The organism is Pseudomonas sp. MM213 (genome assembly GCF_020423045.1).
Taxonomy (GTDB): Bacteria; Pseudomonadota; Gammaproteobacteria; order Pseudomonadales; family Pseudomonadaceae; genus Aquipseudomonas; species Aquipseudomonas migulae.
Genome location: NZ_CP081943.1, coordinates 1,898,235 through 1,916,737 on the forward strand (window position 1 = coordinate 1,898,235; position 18,503 = coordinate 1,916,737).

The 18,503-nt window shown below is 50.9% G+C and carries 18 protein-coding genes; 5 read left to right on the top strand and 13 right to left on the bottom strand.

Annotation, left to right across the window (positions count from 1 at the left end):
- Nucleotides 1-62: 62 nt before the first annotated feature.
- Together K5R88_RS08535 and K5R88_RS08540 are read right to left on the bottom strand one after the other, a co-directional pair.
- Complete coding sequence (locus K5R88_RS08535) at nucleotides 63-1,307, bottom strand: MFS transporter (protein WP_226299726.1); 1,245 nt, start codon at nucleotides 1,305-1,307, stop codon at nucleotides 63-65.
- Nucleotides 1,308-1,328: 21 nt separating this feature from the next.
- Nucleotides 1,329-1,862, bottom strand: a complete 534-nt coding sequence (locus tag K5R88_RS08540; RefSeq protein WP_226299727.1) for a 2,4'-dihydroxyacetophenone dioxygenase family protein — start codon at nucleotides 1,860-1,862, stop codon at nucleotides 1,329-1,331.
- A gap of 243 nt (nucleotides 1,863-2,105) precedes the next feature.
- Here K5R88_RS08540 and K5R88_RS08545 point away from each other — a divergent pair, with 243 nt between their 5' ends.
- A complete protein-coding gene (locus K5R88_RS08545; RefSeq protein ID WP_226299728.1) occupies nucleotides 2,106-3,080 on the top strand; it encodes a helix-turn-helix domain-containing protein in 975 nt (324 codons plus the stop codon).
- Nucleotides 3,081-3,095: 15 nt separating this feature from the next.
- On the opposite strand, the gene K5R88_RS08550 is transcribed toward K5R88_RS08545, so the two are convergent.
- The 9 genes from K5R88_RS08550 to K5R88_RS08590 form a co-directional block, all read right to left on the bottom strand.
- Complete coding sequence (locus K5R88_RS08550; RefSeq protein WP_226299729.1) at nucleotides 3,096-3,416, bottom strand: ArsR/SmtB family transcription factor; 321 nt, start codon at nucleotides 3,414-3,416, stop codon at nucleotides 3,096-3,098.
- A 50-nt stretch (nucleotides 3,417-3,466) separates the two neighbouring features.
- Nucleotides 3,467-4,591, bottom strand: a complete 1,125-nt coding sequence (locus K5R88_RS08555) for an alkene reductase (RefSeq protein WP_226299730.1) — start codon at nucleotides 4,589-4,591, stop codon at nucleotides 3,467-3,469.
- Between the two features lie 416 nt (nucleotides 4,592-5,007).
- Nucleotides 5,008-5,337 carry a thioredoxin family protein gene (locus K5R88_RS08560; protein ID WP_329959903.1) on the bottom strand — a complete coding sequence of 110 codons (330 nt, stop codon included), beginning with the start codon at nucleotides 5,335-5,337 and terminating at the stop codon, nucleotides 5,008-5,010.
- Between the two features lie 74 nt (nucleotides 5,338-5,411).
- Nucleotides 5,412-6,107, bottom strand: a complete 696-nt coding sequence (locus tag K5R88_RS08565) for a DsbA family oxidoreductase (protein WP_226299732.1) — start codon at nucleotides 6,105-6,107, stop codon at nucleotides 5,412-5,414.
- A 65-nt stretch (nucleotides 6,108-6,172) separates the two neighbouring features.
- A complete protein-coding gene (locus tag K5R88_RS08570) occupies nucleotides 6,173-6,796 on the bottom strand; it encodes a TetR/AcrR family transcriptional regulator (protein WP_226299733.1) in 624 nt (207 codons plus the stop codon).
- Between the two features lie 175 nt (nucleotides 6,797-6,971).
- Nucleotides 6,972-7,745, bottom strand: coding sequence for an SDR family NAD(P)-dependent oxidoreductase (locus tag K5R88_RS08575; RefSeq protein WP_226299734.1), 774 nt, complete (start codon nucleotides 7,743-7,745; stop codon nucleotides 6,972-6,974).
- A gap of 97 nt (nucleotides 7,746-7,842) precedes the next feature.
- Nucleotides 7,843-8,397 (bottom strand): OsmC family protein, encoded by a 555-nt coding sequence (locus K5R88_RS08580; protein WP_226299735.1) that lies wholly within the window; start codon nucleotides 8,395-8,397, stop codon nucleotides 7,843-7,845.
- A gap of 386 nt (nucleotides 8,398-8,783) precedes the next feature.
- On the bottom strand, nucleotides 8,784-9,347 hold the full coding sequence (locus K5R88_RS08585; RefSeq protein WP_226299736.1) for a TetR/AcrR family transcriptional regulator: 564 nt from the start codon (nucleotides 9,345-9,347) through the stop codon (nucleotides 8,784-8,786).
- Nucleotides 9,348-9,454: 107 nt separating this feature from the next.
- On the bottom strand, nucleotides 9,455-10,942 hold the full coding sequence (locus tag K5R88_RS08590) for an amino acid permease (RefSeq protein WP_226299737.1): 1,488 nt from the start codon (nucleotides 10,940-10,942) through the stop codon (nucleotides 9,455-9,457).
- Nucleotides 10,943-11,331: 389 nt separating this feature from the next.
- Here K5R88_RS08590 and metC point away from each other — a divergent pair, with 389 nt between their 5' ends.
- The gene (gene metC, locus K5R88_RS08595) at nucleotides 11,332-12,501 is read left to right on the top strand and encodes a cystathionine beta-lyase (RefSeq protein WP_226300248.1); all 1,170 of its coding nucleotides are present in this window, start codon (nucleotides 11,332-11,334) and stop codon (nucleotides 12,499-12,501) included.
- Between the two features lie 108 nt (nucleotides 12,502-12,609).
- Here the strand turns inward: metC and K5R88_RS08600 are convergent, their stop codons facing one another.
- The gene (locus K5R88_RS08600) at nucleotides 12,610-13,926 is read right to left on the bottom strand and encodes a sigma-54 interaction domain-containing protein (protein WP_226300249.1); all 1,317 of its coding nucleotides are present in this window, start codon (nucleotides 13,924-13,926) and stop codon (nucleotides 12,610-12,612) included.
- Nucleotides 13,927-14,120: 194 nt separating this feature from the next.
- On the opposite strand from K5R88_RS08600, the gene K5R88_RS08605 reads away from it, so the two are divergent.
- Genes K5R88_RS08605 through K5R88_RS08615 form a run of 3 tightly spaced genes read left to right on the top strand, consistent with a single transcriptional unit; the run spans nucleotide 14,121 to nucleotide 17,568 of the window.
- Nucleotides 14,121-15,005 carry an MBL fold metallo-hydrolase gene (locus tag K5R88_RS08605; RefSeq protein ID WP_154862835.1) on the top strand — a complete coding sequence of 295 codons (885 nt, stop codon included), beginning with the start codon at nucleotides 14,121-14,123 and terminating at the stop codon, nucleotides 15,003-15,005.
- 52 nt (nucleotides 15,006-15,057) lie between these two features.
- The gene (locus K5R88_RS08610; protein ID WP_226299738.1) at nucleotides 15,058-16,734 is read left to right on the top strand and encodes a bifunctional protein tyrosine phosphatase family protein/NAD(P)/FAD-dependent oxidoreductase; all 1,677 of its coding nucleotides are present in this window, start codon (nucleotides 15,058-15,060) and stop codon (nucleotides 16,732-16,734) included.
- Nucleotides 16,735-16,737: 3 nt separating this feature from the next.
- Complete coding sequence (locus K5R88_RS08615) at nucleotides 16,738-17,568, top strand: sulfite exporter TauE/SafE family protein (RefSeq protein ID WP_226299739.1); 831 nt, start codon at nucleotides 16,738-16,740, stop codon at nucleotides 17,566-17,568.
- Nucleotides 17,569-17,635: 67 nt separating this feature from the next.
- On the opposite strand, the gene K5R88_RS08620 is transcribed toward K5R88_RS08615, so the two are convergent.
- A complete protein-coding gene (locus K5R88_RS08620; RefSeq protein ID WP_226299740.1) occupies nucleotides 17,636-18,481 on the bottom strand; it encodes a fumarylacetoacetate hydrolase family protein in 846 nt (281 codons plus the stop codon).
- Between the last annotated feature and the right edge of the window lie 22 nt (nucleotides 18,482-18,503).

The following is an 18,503-nucleotide window of genomic DNA, read 5'->3' on the forward strand; positions in this document are numbered from 1 at the left end:
ATGCGGCCTACTGCCATGTTCCTCGGCAGCAGCTGTGCAACATGTCAGGAACAATGTCACAGCTAGCTTCCCTCAATAGCATGAGTTGATGACGGCTGACGCTGGAGTACGGCGGGAGCAGTCTCCTTAAGAAACAGCGACAAGAGCGCTGCCAGCACCGCACCACTACTGGATATCCACATCACTATGGACAAGCCAAAACGGTCTGCGGCGAAACCGGCTACGGTCGGCGCTACAAACCCGCCGATTAGCTCACCCACACCCATGATCATGCCCAGAGCCGTGGCCATCACTTCCCTAGGCACGGTTTCCGCCGGAATGGTCGACATAAAAAGTGTGAAACAGCCCAGTCCGGTAAAGGTCAACACCATCAGTATCCCGAGAATTAGCGGTGACGGAGCAAACAGCAGCGCCATCGGGCAACACGCCGAAATCAGAGAGAAAATCACCAAAGTGGGACGTCGACCGATTCGGTCAGAAATGGCGGGCACCACAAATCCCCAGAGCACCCATGCTGCGCCCAGACAGCTCATGATCGCGCTCATACTGGGCGGGGTGTATCCGCGATCGGTCACTAGGAAAGTCGGAGTAAAGGAGATAAGGATGACGAACCAAGTCAGAAACACGCAACTGATCAAGGTGCATAGCACAATGTTTCGGCTTTTTAGCAAGGCCAAGCGGTTTCCGGGTTCTTTATCTCGAATGATTGGCGTAGGGCGTGGATCATCTCGCCGGACGTATCGCCATAAGAGCCAAGCTATCAAAAGGCCCGGCAGCAAGGAAACTATGAATGCGTGTCGCCACCCATATGCCTCAGCTAGGTGTATTAATACTGGAGGCCCGACCACCGCACCAAGCAAGCCAGCCGCCGACCCCTGCAACAATCCCATATTGAGACCGCGTCGATGAGATGATGAGGCCTCCACCATCATCGACTGGGACAACGGCAATATTGGCCCCTCGGCCAAACCCATGATCCCACGAAACAGCAGCAAACTAAGAAACCCTGTGACCAGCCCAGAAAGCGCCGAACACAAGGAAAACAAGATCACTGCAATTATTAAGAGTGGCTTCCTCACCCCTTTGCGGTCTGACCAAGCTCCCACCAGCGCTCCTGATAGCGCCCAAGCGAGAGCTAATACAGAAGACAGCATGCCCAGATGACTGTTGCTCAAATTCAGCTCGGCAGACATGTATGGAAACAGAAAGGACAGCGCCAAACGATCAAAAAACACAAAGCCAAAAGTCAGAAATAGCACACATAGCAAAGTGTTTTCGTAACCGGCTTTATTATTATTGTCAGCCATAGTTATTCTCCGAAGAGCGAGTTAGCGAAATAGGCGATCCACAGCGTCAGCGCCCAAGCCAACCTTTTCATAGTGCTCACGGCACAAGGCAATGTAAGAGTGCACATCGAAGTAACCAGTGGACTCGCCCTGCTCGTCTAGCCAGATCAGTGGCCCTTTGACAATAAAAAACACACGCATAGGCTCTTCGTGGTCATACGCGACCAAAGTGTGACCTTCGCCCGGTGTTTCATAAACAAAGTCTCCTGCGGTCGCCGTCCAATCGTGCTCCAGGTAGCCCCATTTGCCGGAGAGGGTATAAGCGAAAACCTCATGGGGGTGATAGTGCCTATTGACCAGACCAGCGCGACTGGACATCAAAATATCGCACCAGCGGTTTTCACTTGGGGAAATCCACAAAGGTCGTGAAGAAACGGTTTCAGTGAAAGGCACGTAGAGTCGCAAGTCATCGCTGGCCGCATTGGGAAGATAGACCTCAGGTTTAGCGTCAGGCATTAAGCAATTTGCAATAGGCTGCAGGTCTTTCCAAAATTCGGTGCTGGCTAATTCGGGCATGGTCGGCCTCTGATTGTTGGGAGAGTGCGACCACTTTAAGGCGAGAAATTCAGATCGGTTTGACCACAACTGACATCATTGTTGCCTGAATCGGACGGAGGCTTTTTGGGCTGGCAGAACAATCGATTTGGCCCGGCGAGTCAGTTGACATGGGCTATTGCCCAGAGGTTAATTGGGCCTCTGAAAGCCTCGTGATTTGCCTTGCTTGCCTGAGCGTTTTCAAAAACAACGAGAATAATAAAAATGAAGACAGGCACCTTGCTCGACACCCGACGGGCGACTACCGATTGCGTCCCCCTTGACCAGCGCCTGGCCTTCTGGGAGCAGTACAACGCATCTACCTTGGTGGGCCTCAAATGCTCGTCCTATAGCGAGACAGGATTCGCCGCTAGCGAGGACAATCTGAGTCTGGAAAGCATGCGGGTAGCTCATATCGTCGCCAACGAGCACGTTATTGAACGTGACGGCTCGATGATTCGTGCGGTGCCCAAGGCGTCCGTTTTCGTGTCTCTTGTCACAGGAAGTGCTTCGTTTTTCTTTCAGAACGGCAGCTGCCATTTACTGGAGCCTGGAGAACTGATGGTGTATCGCACAGACAAACCCTACCTGTTTGGGTTTTCCGGCTCCATGCGCAAGTTCATATTCGACATTCCCCAGGAAGTTTTTGCCAGTCATTGCTTGAGCCGTTTCGAAACTGCACTGAAAATCAGCGCTCACACCGGCACGCAACGCTTGCTGATGCGCACACTCGCTGAGCGCACCCGAGGCTTTTTCGAGCAGCCACTTAGCCAGGACGCAGATAATTATCAAGACGATGCATTAGAGTTGCTGGGCAACATAATTGCGGGCCAGGTCGGCCAGCGCCGGGGCAATGCGCTAAGCGCCTCATATTTATTGGCCGCCAAGCAATGCATTATGGAGCAGTTGGCTGATCCGACTTTGAGCTGCGAGCGAGTTGCGGCTCAAACCGGAGTCTCTACACGACATCTTGCACGGCTGTTTGCGTTGGAAGACACTCAGCCGCATCGCTTCATTTTGGAAAAGCGCCTGCAACGAGCTTACCGCTTGCTGAATAGCGAACAGGTTAGGGGACTGGATATTTCTGAGGTTGCCTACCGCCAAGGTTTTACCAGTCAAGCCCACTTCGCTAGGGCCTTCAAGGCGCGCTACGGACAAACACCTTCCGAGGTTCGAGCGATGGCCTTAGGAAAAACTTGAGGATGCGTCGTGCCTTCAGCATTTTACGTCCAATTCGGCAAGGAGCTCAGTCAACGTTGCTGACAGTTGCTGGTCTTGGCGCTTGTAATACGTCCACTTACCTACTTTAGTCGCCACAACGAGGCCTTGATCACTGAGAGCCTTCAGGCAAAGCGAAGTGGCCGGCTGCGATAGCCCGGCCTTTTCCTGAATGAGACTGGCACAAACGCCATAGACGTCGAAGGCGTATATCTGCGTCTGGTCGTGGAACGCCGTAAAAGGGTCTTTTAGCCACGCCAATACCTTTCTGCGTACTGGACTGGAGAGTATTTTCAGCGTCTCATTCAAATCCGGCATTTGGCTTGGTTCCTACGCACGCAGAGTGTCCCTGCTACAAACGGATTATCTTAAGCGTTGCAGAATGGATAGTCGATGTAACCTTCCTCTCCTCCGCCATAGAGCGTAGCCGCGTTAACCGGATTCAGTTCGAGCCCGTTCCTGAGGCGATGAGGGAGGTCTGGATTTGCGATGAAGGTGCGGCCAAATCCGAACAAGTCTCCGTAACCTTTGGCGAGAACCTCTTTTGCTTTCGCTTCTGTATAGCGACCGGAATACATGATCGGCGCAGAATATACCTGGCGCAGTGCCTCGCGAAATGAAGCTGGCAAGTCAGGGGCATTCTCCCAGTCAGCCTCGGCAATCGACAAGTAGCCCACTCCCAGCTCCTCAAGAATCTTGGCCGCCTCGATATATGTATGGTGAGGATCTTGCTCCACAAGGCCTAAGTAGACACGCTCCTCTTCAGTCGTCTCGAACAACGGAGCGAACCGCACCCCTACCCGGTTACCACCGAAGACACTGATCACCGCTTCGCAGATTTCACGAAGGAACCTGAGGCGGTTATCCAGCGAGCCACCATATTCATCGGTTCGGCAGTTGGTGTGCTCGGAAATGAACTGATTAACCAGGTAGCCGTTGGCGCAATGAAGTTCGACGCCGTCGAAACCAGCTTTTTTAGCGTTCAATGCGGCCGCGTGATAAAGACCCACCAGCTCTTTGACTTCCTCGGTCGTCAGCTCGACCGGCTCACTTGGATCAGTAAGTACACCAGCTTGCGGGCCTGTTTCGATAAAGACTTTCACTGCTGTGGCACGGATGGCGGATGGCGCAATGGGGGGACGGTTATCGGGTTGGAGACTGGTGTGTGAAACCCGGCCAACGTGCCAAAGCTGGCAGAAAATAACCGATCCTTCTGCATGGACTGCATCGATGACTTTGCGCCAGCCTTCTACTTGGGCATCACTGTGAATTCCCGGAGTCCAGGCGTAGCCCTGCCCGCGTGGTTCAATCTGGGTTCCCTCTGTGACCATGAAGCCTGCAGTTGCCCGCTGCCGATAATAGGCGGCCATGAGGTCATTGGGGATATTACCCGGTTGAGAACTTCTGGATCGGGTCAGCGGCGGAAGGGCGATCCGGTTTTTAAGTTTCAGATCGCCTAGGGCAAGAGGTTGGAACAGGCTAAGGTCAGTCATGATGTCTCGAGGATGATGAGCGGAGAATACACATTAACACATTCGAATGTATTAATGTGTTAAGTGCTTTTGCCTCCTCGCTCTTCGTTTTCATCCGGCGGTCATTCAGCCTTCTACGCAACGCCAAGACATAGCGGGCCTCATACCGCCACTAAGCATGCGGTGGCCGCTGCGATAGGCGCCGGCTGCACAAAGCCCCGATTGCACGAACTCTTGGGACGATTTGGATGTTGAAGGGTTTTCGTTAAGAGGGCTTAAAAGCAGTTGAAGGGGTATGGGCGGGTTTCACGGGCGATGCGGGAGAATGCGCTGAAAGCCCGGAGCGGTAGTGTATGTAGAATTTTTTCCAGTTGAGGCACGGAAAACCGTGATTATTTCGCTAGTCGCGCGCCCATAACAAGCTGATCTGCATTTTCCTAGACGACCTCCTTTAGCTCAGAAACGATTGCCTTCTTCAACGCGGCAACCGATCGAGAGCCGGCCAGAACCAAGCGTAACCGCCCTTCGTGAAAAATCGCCAAGGATGGCACTGACCGGATACCGTACATTTGGGAAATCGTCGGCGAAACAGCCACATCAATCTTCCCGAATGCGGCGCGGGAGCGCAGCTTTTCTGCCAAGTCGTGAAAGACCGGCTTCATTTCCTGGCAAGGCTTGCACCAAGAGGCCGAAAACAGCACGACACTGCTTCCTTTTGCGACGAATCGAGCGAATTTTTCAGCGCTCAAATCTACAATATGACTCACATGTACCTTATCCATAACACCACTCCAAAATCAGAGATTGCGGCACCAACAGGTACCGCACAGTCTCACCAGCATTAATTACATCCATCGATACCGCAGACTTGACCGCTGAACGACTCCTCCTCGCCCTTTGCTTCCAAATACATTTGATTCAATGCTTGGAGAAAGTCCTCTGTAGGCTGAGCACCCGACATGGAAAATGCATTATTGAACACAAAAAACGGTACACCTGAGCCGAATTTGGCGGCTGCGTGCTCGTCTTCCTGCATCTGAAGGCGCAATTCCATGGACGACCAGGCGAGTCGAATCGACTCATCAGATACCCCTACAGATTTTGCTATCGACTCTAAACTGCCTCGGTCGAACAGTGATTTACCCTGGGTGGTACTTTGCTCATAGAGCGCTTCCACCAGGTTTTTCTTCACTGCTTCATCTTCGACTGCTTTGACTAATACGTGCGCATCCGCAGTGTCACCAAACAGCATGGTTTCGAAACGGTAATCAAGCCCCGAAGATTGGCCATATTGCTTCACCGTACTCATCATGGTTACAGCAGCGGCTGGACTACCCAATTTACGCTTGAGGGCTCCTACCATAGGCTCAGCAACGTGGTTCGGGGCTAGACGGTAAGCTCTAACGTTGACTTGAACGCTGTCCTTGTGAGGGAAGTTTTCAAGCGCTTTTTCAAAACGACGCTTAGCGACCCAGCACCAAGGACAGACGTAATCAGACCAAATATCTACTACGAATTTCTTCGAAACACTGCTCATAAATCACTCAGTTTTAAAGGAAATAGAAGAAGTCGTCGCTATTGCGGGAAGGCTAAAAGCGACTGTTAACAACTCTGTTGATGCCCACTGGTATGTCTGATCTCACGAGCAGCCATTGCGGCTGATCGCTCCACCGATTCGAGCAAGCAGTCGAACCCAGCTAAGGGATCTGCTGATCTGCCCAATGTCCAATCAATGAGACTCGCCCCCTCTAATGCGCTCAACAGCATGAATGCATAGGATTGAGCGGGCTTGGCCAGTAACCAGCCTTTCTGAATAGCAGCCTCACTGATGGCTCTCTGGAGCCAGTCAAGTTGCGTCTCGAAAAAGACTCGAGTAAGAACTTGAAGCGATGAAGGTAGTGCAGCCATTTCTGCCGCCAGTGCGCCACACAAAGGTAGAAGCCCATCATTCGCACTGACAACAAACAGACGAGAAAAAGCTCGAAGCCGCATCAAAGGATCCTTATCAGTGTCTTCAATTGACCTAATGGTCGCTTCGAAGCGATTGATTGAGTCTTTGATCAACTCTTGACCGAGACACTCTTTGGTCGGGAAGTGATGATGAATGCTGGCTTTTCTAATACCAATCGTCGCGGCTAGATCAGCGTAACTAAATGCTGAGTAGCCCTTAGACCTCATCTGGTTTTCCGCGACTTTTAACAGCGCTGCTCTTGTCGAAACAGACATTGAAAACTCCTGCGGCTAGGGTTCAGCCGCCCTACACCAAAAGCTGGCAAGCTGATGCCAACTGGGCCAGTCAAATGGCCTTGGATTAACGTTCGAGCCATTGCACCTCCCAGCACTCTTGGTGATGGAATGGAAGTCGACTTAGGCGACTTCCATCAGACAGCGTTAGCTGAAATCAGGCACGAACGGCCATAATTCCCGCATCCACGTCCCAGATAGCACCGGTCACCCAGGATGTCTTGTCCGACAGCAGGAACACGATGGTGTTGGCCACATCTTCCGGAACACCAACTCGGCCCAGTGGGTGAAAATCGTTCAGCGACTTCATCGCTTCTGGGATCGCCTCTTTGTCCATGAAACCTTCATAGATCGAGGTGTGAACGATCCCTGGCGAGACGGCGTTGACGCGGATACCCGAGTGAGCCAATTCAATTGCCAGGTTACGGGTCAAGGCGTGCAGACCTGCCTTCGCCATGGAGTAGGCAGAGGCCGGCGAACCTGCCAGTGCGGCCTGTGCACCGATGGAGCCGACGTTGACAATTGACCCTTCGCGCTTGGCGGCGAGCATGTTCTTGACTACTGCCTGGGTGATGAAGAACGTCGCACGGTTGAGAGACAGGTACATGTCGTACTCAGCTTCGTCGTGCTCGGTGAAGGCTTTGGGAATGAATATGCCAGCGGAGTTCACCATCAGGCTGATATCGCTATGGTTGGCGTTGATTTCGTTGCGAACGAAATTCATGCCATCTTCAGTCATGAGGTTTGCGACTATCACAGAAACCGGGCCAAGCGCGCTCAACTCGCTACGGACGGCGTCTGCCTTGTCTTGTTTGCTGCCAGTCAACACCACACTGCCACCAGCTTTCAGCACCATGCGGGCAGTTTCCAGACCCATACCACTGGTACCACCTACAACAAGCAATTTCTTACCTTTGAAAAAATCGTTCATTTCATGCTCCAGTTAACTAAATTTCCGAAAATTGCAGCGCCAGAGATCATTCGTCTGCTGGCGCTCTTAGGGTTCAGAGAGTCAAACCCGACGAAAATCAGTCCTCACGAACCTCGAGGGTCGGCACCATACGGATGGCTTTCGAGAAGTTGGCATAGTTGACCGACGTCTTGAGTACATTCTTGTGCAACTCTTCCACGCGTTCACGGGGCGCATCGGTGTGCAGGCGAACGACGAAGCTCACTTCGTCGTAGCCTGGGTTGACGCTCTCGTCGAGGCCCAAGAAACCACGCAGGTCGAGGGTACCGTCCGTCTCAATTTCCAGACTGTGGATCTTGATACCCATCATGGCGGCGTTGGCCGCATAGCCCACCGACATGCAAGCGTTGAGAGCGGCCATTAGCAGTTCTTGAGGGTTAGGCGCAGTGTTCTGGCCCAGCAACTCATTTGGCTCATCGGCGACAATTTCGAAATCACGCGAATAGGTCTCACCGGCCAAGCTGTAGCGGCTGACTTTCGCCACAGAGCGAGTCTGGCCTTTCCACTGGGTCTTGACGTTAAAGCTCGCGTGACGCTTGGTAGCATCCTCAGCAACGCCTTGGGCAAACTGCTGCAGGGCAGCTACGTCAATACCATTCAGGTTATTCGTCATTTGATAAGTCCTCTGTGGAATGCATTTTTGCGAGTGGGTTGTTGTTCGACGAAATAACTCTACCAACTGGTAGGATGGGTTGCAATAGGATTTTTGTTAAATCTGATGAGCCACCCAAGCTGCTAATGAAGCAACCGGCTCTCAAGCCACATTAAACGTAGCGCATAGCAAAGCACCGCCTGTCCGAGCGGACAGACGGAGGCAGCACCTGAACAGGCATGCGCACGTAACATTTTGTGTTTGGGCGAAGAAATACCGCTAAGGAGAGAATATCTTTAGCGCATCTGAGGGATAACGAGATGGGGCCCACCTAAAAAGATGGGCAGAAACAATAACTTGAGGAGAAATCTGCTAGCCAAATGGCAACAAGATGTTCTAAGCGTAAGTTACGATACGATAATATTTTTCAAAATCAAATCAAACCCAGACTGATCAACCACCTTGTCGTTGAGCGCCCAGGAAACAAAACTGCTACCTTCAAGCAAGCTCAAAATCGCTCGTGAGATCTCTTTAGGATTGAGATCTGCTTTTATCACCTTCTGGGATTGACCTATTACTAGGTTACTTTCCAACCAGGCAATATGTATTTCGAAGAATTTTTTGGTCAACTCTTTAAGGCTGTCAGGTAGAGCAGAAAGTTCAGCAGCAAGCGCACCGCAAAGAGGTAGCATTCCATTTTTTGAGCTATCGACAAACAGCGCTGAAAACTCTTTCAATCGAACGATTGTATCGGAGCTTTCTTCGTTTATTAACTCCAAATTCTTGGCAAACCTAAAAAGATAACTCTCAATAACGGCAATTCCGAGCCCTTCCTTTGTAGGAAAGTGGTGATGAATACTCGCCTTTTTTATACCAATTTCGTCAGCCAAATCTGCATAGCTAAATGCAGCGTAGCCTTTGGTGCGCAGCAACATCTCGGCGGTGGTTAAAAGGTCGGAACGCGTACTCATAAAGCCTACCTAGAATTTTTGATACATGCATATTAACTGTCTTAGCACTATAGTTCAACTCAAAGCGATGAGAGAACGTCGTGAAACGTGCCCTCATCGCTATTAAGCTAGACTCCTACATGGTTGGAAGTGCCCTCAATCTCTTCCGAGCCCGTTGCTTTGGAGCGGACGGTCTTCGACCATCCCAGCATCAGTGCTCCCGCGACTAACGGTATAGAAAGAACAGTGTAAGTTCCGTTGGGATAATCGAAGCCCAAGAGAACCAATACCAAGAGCAAAAAACCAAGAGTTAACCAAGAGGTGAACGGCGCGCCAGGCATCCTAAATGAGACCATCGCGACCTCCCCTCTTTTTACGGCGCGACGGTAATTTATTTGAGATAAGACGATAAAGGCCCACGTAGAGAGAATCCCCAACGTTACCAGGTTCAACAACAGTTCGAATAGCTGAGATGGAATCAAGAAGTTCAAAAGCACACCAAAAACGTTAATCCCCATGGTAACCAAGATCCCCATATAGGGTACCCCTTGGGTGCTCATACGCTTAAATAGTTTTGGCGCTGACCCACCCATGGCTAGCGATCTCAACACGCGCCCAGTGGCATACAAACCAGAATTGAGACTTGAGAGCGCCGCCGTCATTACAACGATGTTCATAATGGAGCCAATTCCAGGAATACCAAGCGCCTCAAAGAAAGTTACAAAAGGACTAACGTTGGCGCTATAGGCTGTCCACGGCAGTACAGTGACAAGCAAGAATACTGAACCCACGTAAAACAGACTTATTCTCCAGATCACACCATTGATTGCTTTTGGGATAACACTTCTAGCATCCGCCGTCTCACCGGCAGCGGTTCCCACCAACTCTATGCTCGCATAAGCAAAGATTACGCCTTGCACGATGATGATTGCTGGCAGAAGCCCATGAGGAAATATACCCCCGTTATCCGCGATCAAATGCAGGCCAGGAATATGTCCTGCCACCTCATGGCCAGTAGCAAAAAAGAACGACCCGATCACCAAAAAAATACTGATTGCCGCGACTTTTATCACGGCGAACCAGAATTCCATTTCGCCAAACCATTTGACACCGACCATATTCATCAATGTCACTACACCCAAAGCGCTTAGAGCGAATACCCACTGCGGAACATCCGAAAACACACTCCAGTATTTCATGTAAATAGCAATGGCTGTTATATCAACAACACCTGTTAATGCCCAAACTACGAAATACATCCAACCCGCAACGAAAGAAGCACGCTCCCCCATAAACTCCCTTGTATAGGATACAAAACTCCCACTGCTTGGACGGTGCATCACAAGCTCACCCAGCGCCCTCAAAATGAAAAAAGCAAATACTCCACAAACCAAATAAACTAACGCAAGTGCAGGCCCCGCAATTTGCAGTCTAGCCCCAGCGCCCAAGAACAATCCAGTACCGATGGCTCCACCTAGCGCCATCATTTGCACATGACGCTTCTTTAAATGCTTTGAATATCCGCTTTCATGGGAATCAAGCCAGTTCGACCTATCGTTTAGTTCGCTGCTGCATTGAACTGCTGAGAGGGGTTGTATTTTTTTTTGTTTTTTCATGTTTCACCCAAGCGATTAATTTGCAGTTTTTTTTCTTATCCCTTGCAAACTTAACTTCTTCTTCCCATTCCAAACGGGAAGTGCGAGAGAAGCCTTGAGCTCACAGCGCCGTAAAAGACACTAAACCTCTCCCGCTCAATACCATTGCACGCTCAGATCATCGCTATTCGGTCGACCAGGTAGCGAAATTCCGAGACACAAAAAACCTACCATTCACATGGTAGCCATGCAAATTCTATTTTTAAGTATTTTTAAATCTTTGTTTTTAAACGTATTTTATTTACATGCCAACCTTATGGTAGACATCTAAGATGAATAGCATTTTAATCTTGAATCTGCGGCAGATAGCGCGCAACCCAACCTCACCAACGCAAGAATTGGAAGCCGGTATGAAAAAATACAAAACCGTACAAACCCTACTTGCCCACGCTTCTATCGAGCCTGAGCAGCATCATGGCTTCGTGAATACACCTGTTTACCGGGGTTCTACCGTAGCTTTCCCTACGTGTGAATCGATGCGCGAAGGACGCCAAAAATATACGTATGGCCGGTGGAACAACCCTTCGACGGAGGCATTGACTCAAGCCCTCCAGCAGTTGGAGGGAGCGGAAGGCACGGTCCTTTGCCCTTCAGGTCTCTCCGCATGTACGACTGCCATACTGTCCGTGGTGGGAGCTGGGGATCACCTCCTGATTGCCGACAACGTGTATTCGCCGATAAGGGCATTCTGTGAGCAGGTGGGTCACCGCCTGGGAATCGAGGTCTCGTTCTACGACCCGACAATAGGTGCCGGCATCGTAGATTTCCTCAAGCCAAACACTAAGGCCATCTATACCGAATCTCCTGGCTCCTTGACTCTGGAAATACAAGACATCCCGGCGATAGCCAAGGTTGCCCATGAGCATGACATCCTGGTTATTGCAGACAATACATGGGGTACACCGCTTTACTTTCCGTCACTCGAACTTGGTGTGGATCTTTCCATCATGGCCGCGACGAAATATATCGTCGGTCACTCCGATGCTGTTCTTGGTACTGTTTCGGCTTCAAAGCGTGCGTGGGACAGCCTTAAACGATTCCATTTCAACATGGGCTTGTTTGCCAGCCCTGATGACGTGACGCTGGCACTTCGGGGAATGAGGACGCTAGATGTTCGACTTGAACGTCATTATAAAAACGCGACGATGGTGGCTAAGTGGCTGGAAACACGCGAGGAAGTTGAGGCAGTTTATTATCCTGCATTAGAGTCTCACCCTCAGCACCACTTATGGAAAAGGGATTTTAAAGGAGCATCGGGTTTACTGTCCTTCGTGACCAAACCTTCCACACAAGCAGCAGCAGACGCACTCTTGGATAACTTATCGCTGTTTTCAATTGGCTACTCTTGGGGCGGTTTTGAAAGCTTGGCGATGATCGCAGATCCCAAACCCGTTAGAAGCGCGACCTCATGGGAGGTTGATGGGCACCTTGTGCGGCTTCATATTGGTCTTGAAGACCCATCTGACCTGATCGACGATCTCGAAAAAGGCTTTGCGAAATTTAATATGCTACGTGGCTAATTTTCAGTAAGCTGATTATATGCACAGCCCCTAATTGGGCTGTGCTTGCTTTTCTGCCGGAATATTTTACCCCAAGATTAAAATCTTCAAACTGCTCGCCGATAAGACTCATCTATCTCCTTCTAAAATCTGGATCCGACGATAAAGCGTTCGCTCACTAATCCCCAATTCCTTGGCTAAATCTGCTCGCGACCCCTCGAACCCATTAAGCACCTGGGCAAGGTTTTTTAGGGACTTACTATTTCTATTATTTTTTTTGTACTGGGAGATGTGGCCAGTCACATTCGTAGGCAAATCTTTTTCCCGTACAATCCCGTCGTCACTGAACAGACGCGCCCGTTCAAGAATATTTTTTAGCTCCCTGATATTCCCCGGAAATGAATACAGCGTGAGGCGCTTCAATGCTTCCTCGTCAATCTCAGCCCGACTGCCAGGTGCAATTCGTTTTAGATGACTTTCTATCAGCAGCGGCAAATCGTCTAAACGCTCTCTCAATGGCGGAAGCGTTATAGGGAAAGCGCTGATTCTGTAGTAGAGGTCTTCGCGAAAAGTGCCAAGTTCAACCATATCCTTCAAAGGCTTATGAGTTGCAACAACGAGACGGAAATCAGAATGGATCGTCCGTAAACTACCCACAGGTCTAAAACTGCCCGATTCAATTAGACGCAACAATTTGACTTGCATGGAGAGAGGCACATCGCCTATTTCGTCCAGAAAAAGCGTACCACCATGCGCAGCCTCTGCAAGCCCAATTTTCTTACTGAGCGCGCCTGTGAATGCTCCTTTTTCATGGCCAAATAATTCACTCTCGAACAGCGACTCTGAAAGGCCAGTGCAGTCGACTACAACCAGAGGTGCCTTTGAGCGCGGACTACCCATATGGAGTGCCCTAGCGAACAGCTCTTTACCGGTTCCCGACTCCCCCTGCAAAAGAACGGGAATCGGGGAAGGCGCCGCTCGCTGCAGCGCGCTCAACGCCTGTTTAAAAGACGGCGACACGCCCACTAGCCCCTGCTTTTGCGGCTGCGCAGACGCTATGTCTACGGTGATCAATCTTTCAACGTAAGCAACCACCTGGCCCTGGCGATCCAAAATGGGACGGAGCTCAACATCAACGTGTTCTGGCCCCCGGGGAGTGTGATGGATATGCAGTACCCTTTCCGCAGCATGGCTATCAAAGGCCTTTCGCATTGGACAAAGCTCACCCGCCTGATCGCAGGGAACGGCATAGCCATGCGAAACCTTGAAGCATTTGGAGCCAACGTGTGGTGTTCCCTCAACACCAAAATGCCTTTGATAGGCCTTGTTGGAGGCGATGACGTTGTACTCGACATCCAGGACGATGGTGGGTCTATCGTCATGCTCAAGGTAAGAAATCAACGCTTGAACATCTACATTGCTCGTAGTGATTAGCCCACTACTCATAATCGTCTCCCGAACACGTATGTTTCCTGCCAAATACTGCCATAGACTGCCAGGCAACTGCCAAAAATAATGGCAGACACGGATACCTCGCCCCGGAAACTCAGGAAACACGCTGTTTAGAGCGTTCAATGGAGAGATCAACACTGGCATGGATCTTGAGACTGCTGACATAGCAGCTATTCAGGAGCTATCTAATGTATTTCGGCGAAAAAATACTGGTCGAAGAATTCTTTGACGAAGCGACTTCGACGTTCAGCTATCTGTTGCTTGACCGCTCAACCATGCAGTGTGCGCTCATCGATAGCGTGCTTGATTACGATCCGAAATCGGGCCGCACAAAAACGGAATCAGCCGACAGAATCGTTGCACGCGTGACGGAGCTGGGTGCATCCGTTGAATGGATCCTCGAGACTCATCTACATGCCGATCACTTGACTGCTGCACAATATTTAAAACAACGGCTAGGCGGCAAGATTGGTATCGGAAACAGAATAAAAGACGTTCAAAAAGTCTTTAGCCACTTGTTCCATACGGAAGAAGAACTTAGAAGCGGTTCCGACCAGTTTGATATTTTGTTTGATGACAACGATACGTTTCATATCGGCAGCTTAACCGCCCAAGCGTTGCATACGCCTGGGCACACACCTGCCTGCATGACCTATCTTATCCAGGATGAACAAACAGGGCTCGCGTTCGTGGGCGATACATTGTTCATGCCTGATTACGGCACAGCAAGGTGCGACTTCCCAGGAGGGGACGCCAGAACACTCTTTCGGTCAATACATAAAATTTTGGCGCTTCCTGAATCAACCAACATCTTCATGTGCCACGATTACCGTCCCAATGGTCGACCTCTTGCGTTTATTACCAGTGTGAAAGCACAAAAACAGGAGAACATTCATGTTCGCGAAGGTACAAGCGAAGACACATTCGTGAGCATGCGAGAAAAACGAGATGCAACACTGGATATGCCAGTTCTTATATTGCCATCCGTCCAAATCAATATGCGAGGCGGAAACATGCCAGAACCAGAGACGAATGGCATCCGCTATCTGAAAATACCGCTCAACACGCTTTAACGCTTTAACGCTTTAACGCTTTAACCTTGCGTAGTTATCAACGGAAAATAATATGAATACTTACAAATTAAGTTCGGATTTTTCTATTGCGCCGCAACTCACCGTGGTCGATGTGAAGCAACTGGCTGAGCTCGGGATTCGTACTCTCATCTGCAACAGGCCGGATGGCGAGGCACCCGACCAGCCAACACATGTAACGATCCGCCAAGCAGCCGAAGCAGAAGGCATGACGTTTCACTACCTGCCCACCCAAGCATCGGCCATCGCTGATGAAACGGTAGATTCCTTCGTCGCAATTTTAAAGGAAGCGTCGAGACCTGTGGTTGCCTACTGTAGAACTGGCACCCGGGCGGCGATGCTGTGGGCGCTCTCTGAAGCAGGCAAGCAGAGTCTGTCCGCCATACTCGAAAGAACCAAAAGCGCACAGGTGGATGTTTCTTCAATTGTGCGCAGAATCAGCAATGGTGGACGCACCAGCAATGCAATGGCTACAACTCATCACCAGATCGTCATTGTTGGTGCCGGTTCTGCAGGCATTGCCACCGCAGCCAGCCTGAAGTCACGAGAACCGAATCTGGATATCGCACTAATCGACCCTGCTGACGCGCACTACTATCAACCTGGGTGGACTATGGTCGGCGGAGGCATCTTCGAGGCTGAATCTACTGTAAGGACTATGGCTTCTGTCATGCCTCGAGGTGTGACGTGGATCAAAGCAGCTGTAACTGCTTTCGACCCACAGGCCAATGCAGTCGTCCTCGATGGAGGGAGAGTTATTCAGTACGACCAGCTTGTCGTCTGCCCTGGCTTGAAGCTCGATTGGTCGGCTATCAAAGGACTAACTGAGACATTAGGCTCCAATGGCGTAACCTCTAATTATCGCTACGATCTTGCGCCTTATACTTGGAAACTTGTCCAGGAACTCAAATCAGGCAAGGCCCTCTTTACGCAGCCTCCAATACCAATCAAGTGTGCGGGTGCGCCTCAGAAAGCGCTCTATCTCTCATGCGATCACTGGTTGAAAAACGATCGGCTGGCGCAGATAAAAACGCAATTTTTCAATGCCGGCGGCGTGCTATTCGGCGTTGCCGACTACGTCCCTGCCCTCATGTCGTACATGGAAAAATATGCGGTCGACTTGAAATTCAGCCACAAGCTGGTTGCCGTGGATGGCCCCAACAAACAAGCGACTTTCGAACGTACCAATAAAGACGGGAGTACTGAGACCGTCTTGGAGTCGTTTGACATCCTCCACGTGGTGCCTCCGCAGGTTGCTCCTAACTTTATTCGCTCAAGCCCGCTTGTGGATGATGCGGGATGGGTCAACGTAGACCCGTCGACCTTGGCTCACCGCAAATTTTCTAATATTTGGGCCTTAGGTGATGTGATCAACACCTCAAATGCGAAAACCATGGCGGCTGCACGTAAACAAGCGCCGGTTGTAGCGAACAATGTCCTGGTTAACCTGGAGATGAGGCCGCGTCAAGCTACGTATAACGGCTATGGCTCCTGCCCTCTGACGGTTGAGCGTGGAAAAGTTATCTTGGCCGAGTTTATATATGGCGGAAAACTAGCGCCTACGTTTGCCACCTGGTTTCTGGATGGACGCAAACCCTCTCGTTTGAGTTGGTTTCTGAAAGAGAGAATTCTCCCGCCGTTCTACTGGCACTGCATGCTGAAAGGCCGTGAATGGTTCGCTGACTCGGAAGTAAGTCAGGCGGAGCATTAAAATATGGATGAGCACAGCATGCTGGCCGTCGTTCTTGGCGCGGTCATTGGAGGTGTTTTGGCCATGACTGGTGCAGGCGGGGGAATCCTCGCCATTCCTGTATTGGTTTTCGGTCTAGGTTTATCAATGACTCAGGCGGCCCCCGTCGGGCTGCTAGCAGTGGCTTTAGCTTCCGGCGTCGGAGCTGTGCTCGGATTGAAGCAAGGCGTCGTTCGATATAAAGCAGCTGCCTTCATATCATCGATTGGAATCGTGGCTGCGCCGCTAGGCTTACACTTGGCTCAGCGCATTCCCAACAAGCCTCTCGCACTCGTATTTTCGTTGGTGCTGGTGTACGCAAGCGTGCGCATGTTGCGCAATGCAAGTCGGGAAATCCGTAATGGCGGTGCCGCTCCACGACGCGAGGTGTTGCCCTGCGTACTTAATCCGGCAAAGGGCCGGTTACGTTGGACGCTGCCCTGTGCTCGAGTATTGGCGTTAACCGGTTTCACGTCGGGTTTACTGTCAGGCTTGCTGGGTGTCGGAGGAGGTTTCGTCATCATTCCGACCCTGACGCGATACACCAATCTGGAAATGAAAAGTATTGTCGCAACTTCTCTTGCGGTGATCGCGTCGGTTTCAATCGGCGGAGTGATTGCAGCCGCGATCAGCGGCGTTATGTATTGGCAAGCAGCGGTACCGTTTGCCGTCGGTGCGGTTTTAGGGTTGATCGCGGGAAGGCAGCTAGCTCACAAGCTGGCCATTCCTCGTTTACAACAGGCGTTCTCGATCGTCGGAATCGTCGCAGCCATCATGCTGGGAGCCAGCGTATTCGATTTAGGTCTGGGATCATGACATGCCAGACAAATTCTAAAATCAGCAAGCGCCTCCACTTGGAGACGCTCATTTGCCGAGTTACGGATTACCTGGCTGGCACAACCTTCTGCCGCTGCTCTCCTAAGCCGTCAATCCATAAATGGATCTGATCGCCGGGGTGTAGCCACTGAGGCTCCGGTTTCATCCCCATGCCTACCCCCGGAGGAGTGCCTGTGCAAATTACGTCACCGGGATGCAGCGTCATGTACCGACTGCAGTAAGACACAATCTGCGCAACAGAAAAGATCATCGTTTTCGAGTTACCTGTTTGGCGCCGTTCACCGTTTATGTCCAGCCACATATCGAGGTTCTGCGGATCCGCGATCTCATCTCGAGTCACCAGCCAAGGCCCAATCGGGCCGAAAGTGTCACATCCCTTGCCTTTATCCCATTGCGAACTTTGCATCTGGAAAGCCCGCTCAGAAACATCGTTCACCAAGCAGTAACCAGCTACGTAATCCAGAGCATTGGTTTCGGACACGTATTTAGCTTCACTTCCAATCACTACCCCCAGCTCAAGCTCCCAATCAAGCTTTGTGGAATGCCGAGGCTGAACGATGTCGTCATTCGGCCCGGAGAGGCAGCTGATGGCTTTATGAAAGATGATGGGTTCGGTGGGAATCGCCATGCCAGCTTCTTCAGCATGATCTCGGTAGTTGAGTCCAATGGCGATAAATTTACGCACTTGGGCCACGGGGACTCCGTAACGAACGCCCTCCTCTACCACCGGCAATTCAGCGATGTCTAGCTTCGATAGTTCAGCAAGAGCTGCAGGGGCCAGTACCGCAGCATCGATATCGGTGACATGCGCAGAGAGATCGCGGATCCGACCATTGGTGTCCAGCAAACCTGGACGCTCCTTGCCTGGTGGGCCAAAACGACAAAGCTTCATTACTACCTCCGCTGTCTTCTAA

Coding starts and splice junctions, on each gene's coding strand:
- K5R88_RS08555 (WP_226299730.1), bottom strand. CDS start 4,591: ATGACTGACCTTAGCCTGTTCCAACCTCTTGCCCTAGGCGATCTGAAA.
- K5R88_RS08540 (WP_226299727.1), bottom strand. CDS start 1,862: ATGCCCGAATTAGCCAGCACCGAATTTTGGAAAGACCTGCAGCCTATT.
- K5R88_RS08605 (WP_154862835.1), top strand. CDS start 14,121: ATGTATTTCGGCGAAAAAATACTGGTCGAAGAATTCTTTGACGAAGCG.
- K5R88_RS08610 (WP_226299738.1), top strand. CDS start 15,058: ATGAATACTTACAAATTAAGTTCGGATTTTTCTATTGCGCCGCAACTC.
- K5R88_RS08580 (WP_226299735.1), bottom strand. CDS start 8,397: ATGACGAATAACCTGAATGGTATTGACGTAGCTGCCCTGCAGCAGTTT.
- K5R88_RS08615 (WP_226299739.1), top strand. CDS start 16,738: ATGGATGAGCACAGCATGCTGGCCGTCGTTCTTGGCGCGGTCATTGGA.
- K5R88_RS08550 (WP_226299729.1), bottom strand. CDS start 3,416: ATGCCGGATTTGAATGAGACGCTGAAAATACTCTCCAGTCCAGTACGC.
- K5R88_RS08590 (WP_226299737.1), bottom strand. CDS start 10,942: ATGAAAAAACAAAAAAAAATACAACCCCTCTCAGCAGTTCAATGCAGC.
- K5R88_RS08570 (WP_226299733.1), bottom strand. CDS start 6,796: ATGTCTGTTTCGACAAGAGCAGCGCTGTTAAAAGTCGCGGAAAACCAG.
- K5R88_RS08545 (WP_226299728.1), top strand. CDS start 2,106: ATGAAGACAGGCACCTTGCTCGACACCCGACGGGCGACTACCGATTGC.
- K5R88_RS08620 (WP_226299740.1), bottom strand. CDS start 18,481: ATGAAGCTTTGTCGTTTTGGCCCACCAGGCAAGGAGCGTCCAGGTTTG.
- K5R88_RS08585 (WP_226299736.1), bottom strand. CDS start 9,347: ATGAGTACGCGTTCCGACCTTTTAACCACCGCCGAGATGTTGCTGCGC.
- K5R88_RS08575 (WP_226299734.1), bottom strand. CDS start 7,745: ATGAACGATTTTTTCAAAGGTAAGAAATTGCTTGTTGTAGGTGGTACC.
- metC (WP_226300248.1), top strand. CDS start 11,332: ATGAAAAAATACAAAACCGTACAAACCCTACTTGCCCACGCTTCTATC.
- K5R88_RS08565 (WP_226299732.1), bottom strand. CDS start 6,107: ATGAGCAGTGTTTCGAAGAAATTCGTAGTAGATATTTGGTCTGATTAC.
- K5R88_RS08535 (WP_226299726.1), bottom strand. CDS start 1,307: ATGGCTGACAATAATAATAAAGCCGGTTACGAAAACACTTTGCTATGT.
- K5R88_RS08600 (WP_226300249.1), bottom strand. CDS start 13,926: ATGAGTAGTGGGCTAATCACTACGAGCAATGTAGATGTTCAAGCGTTG.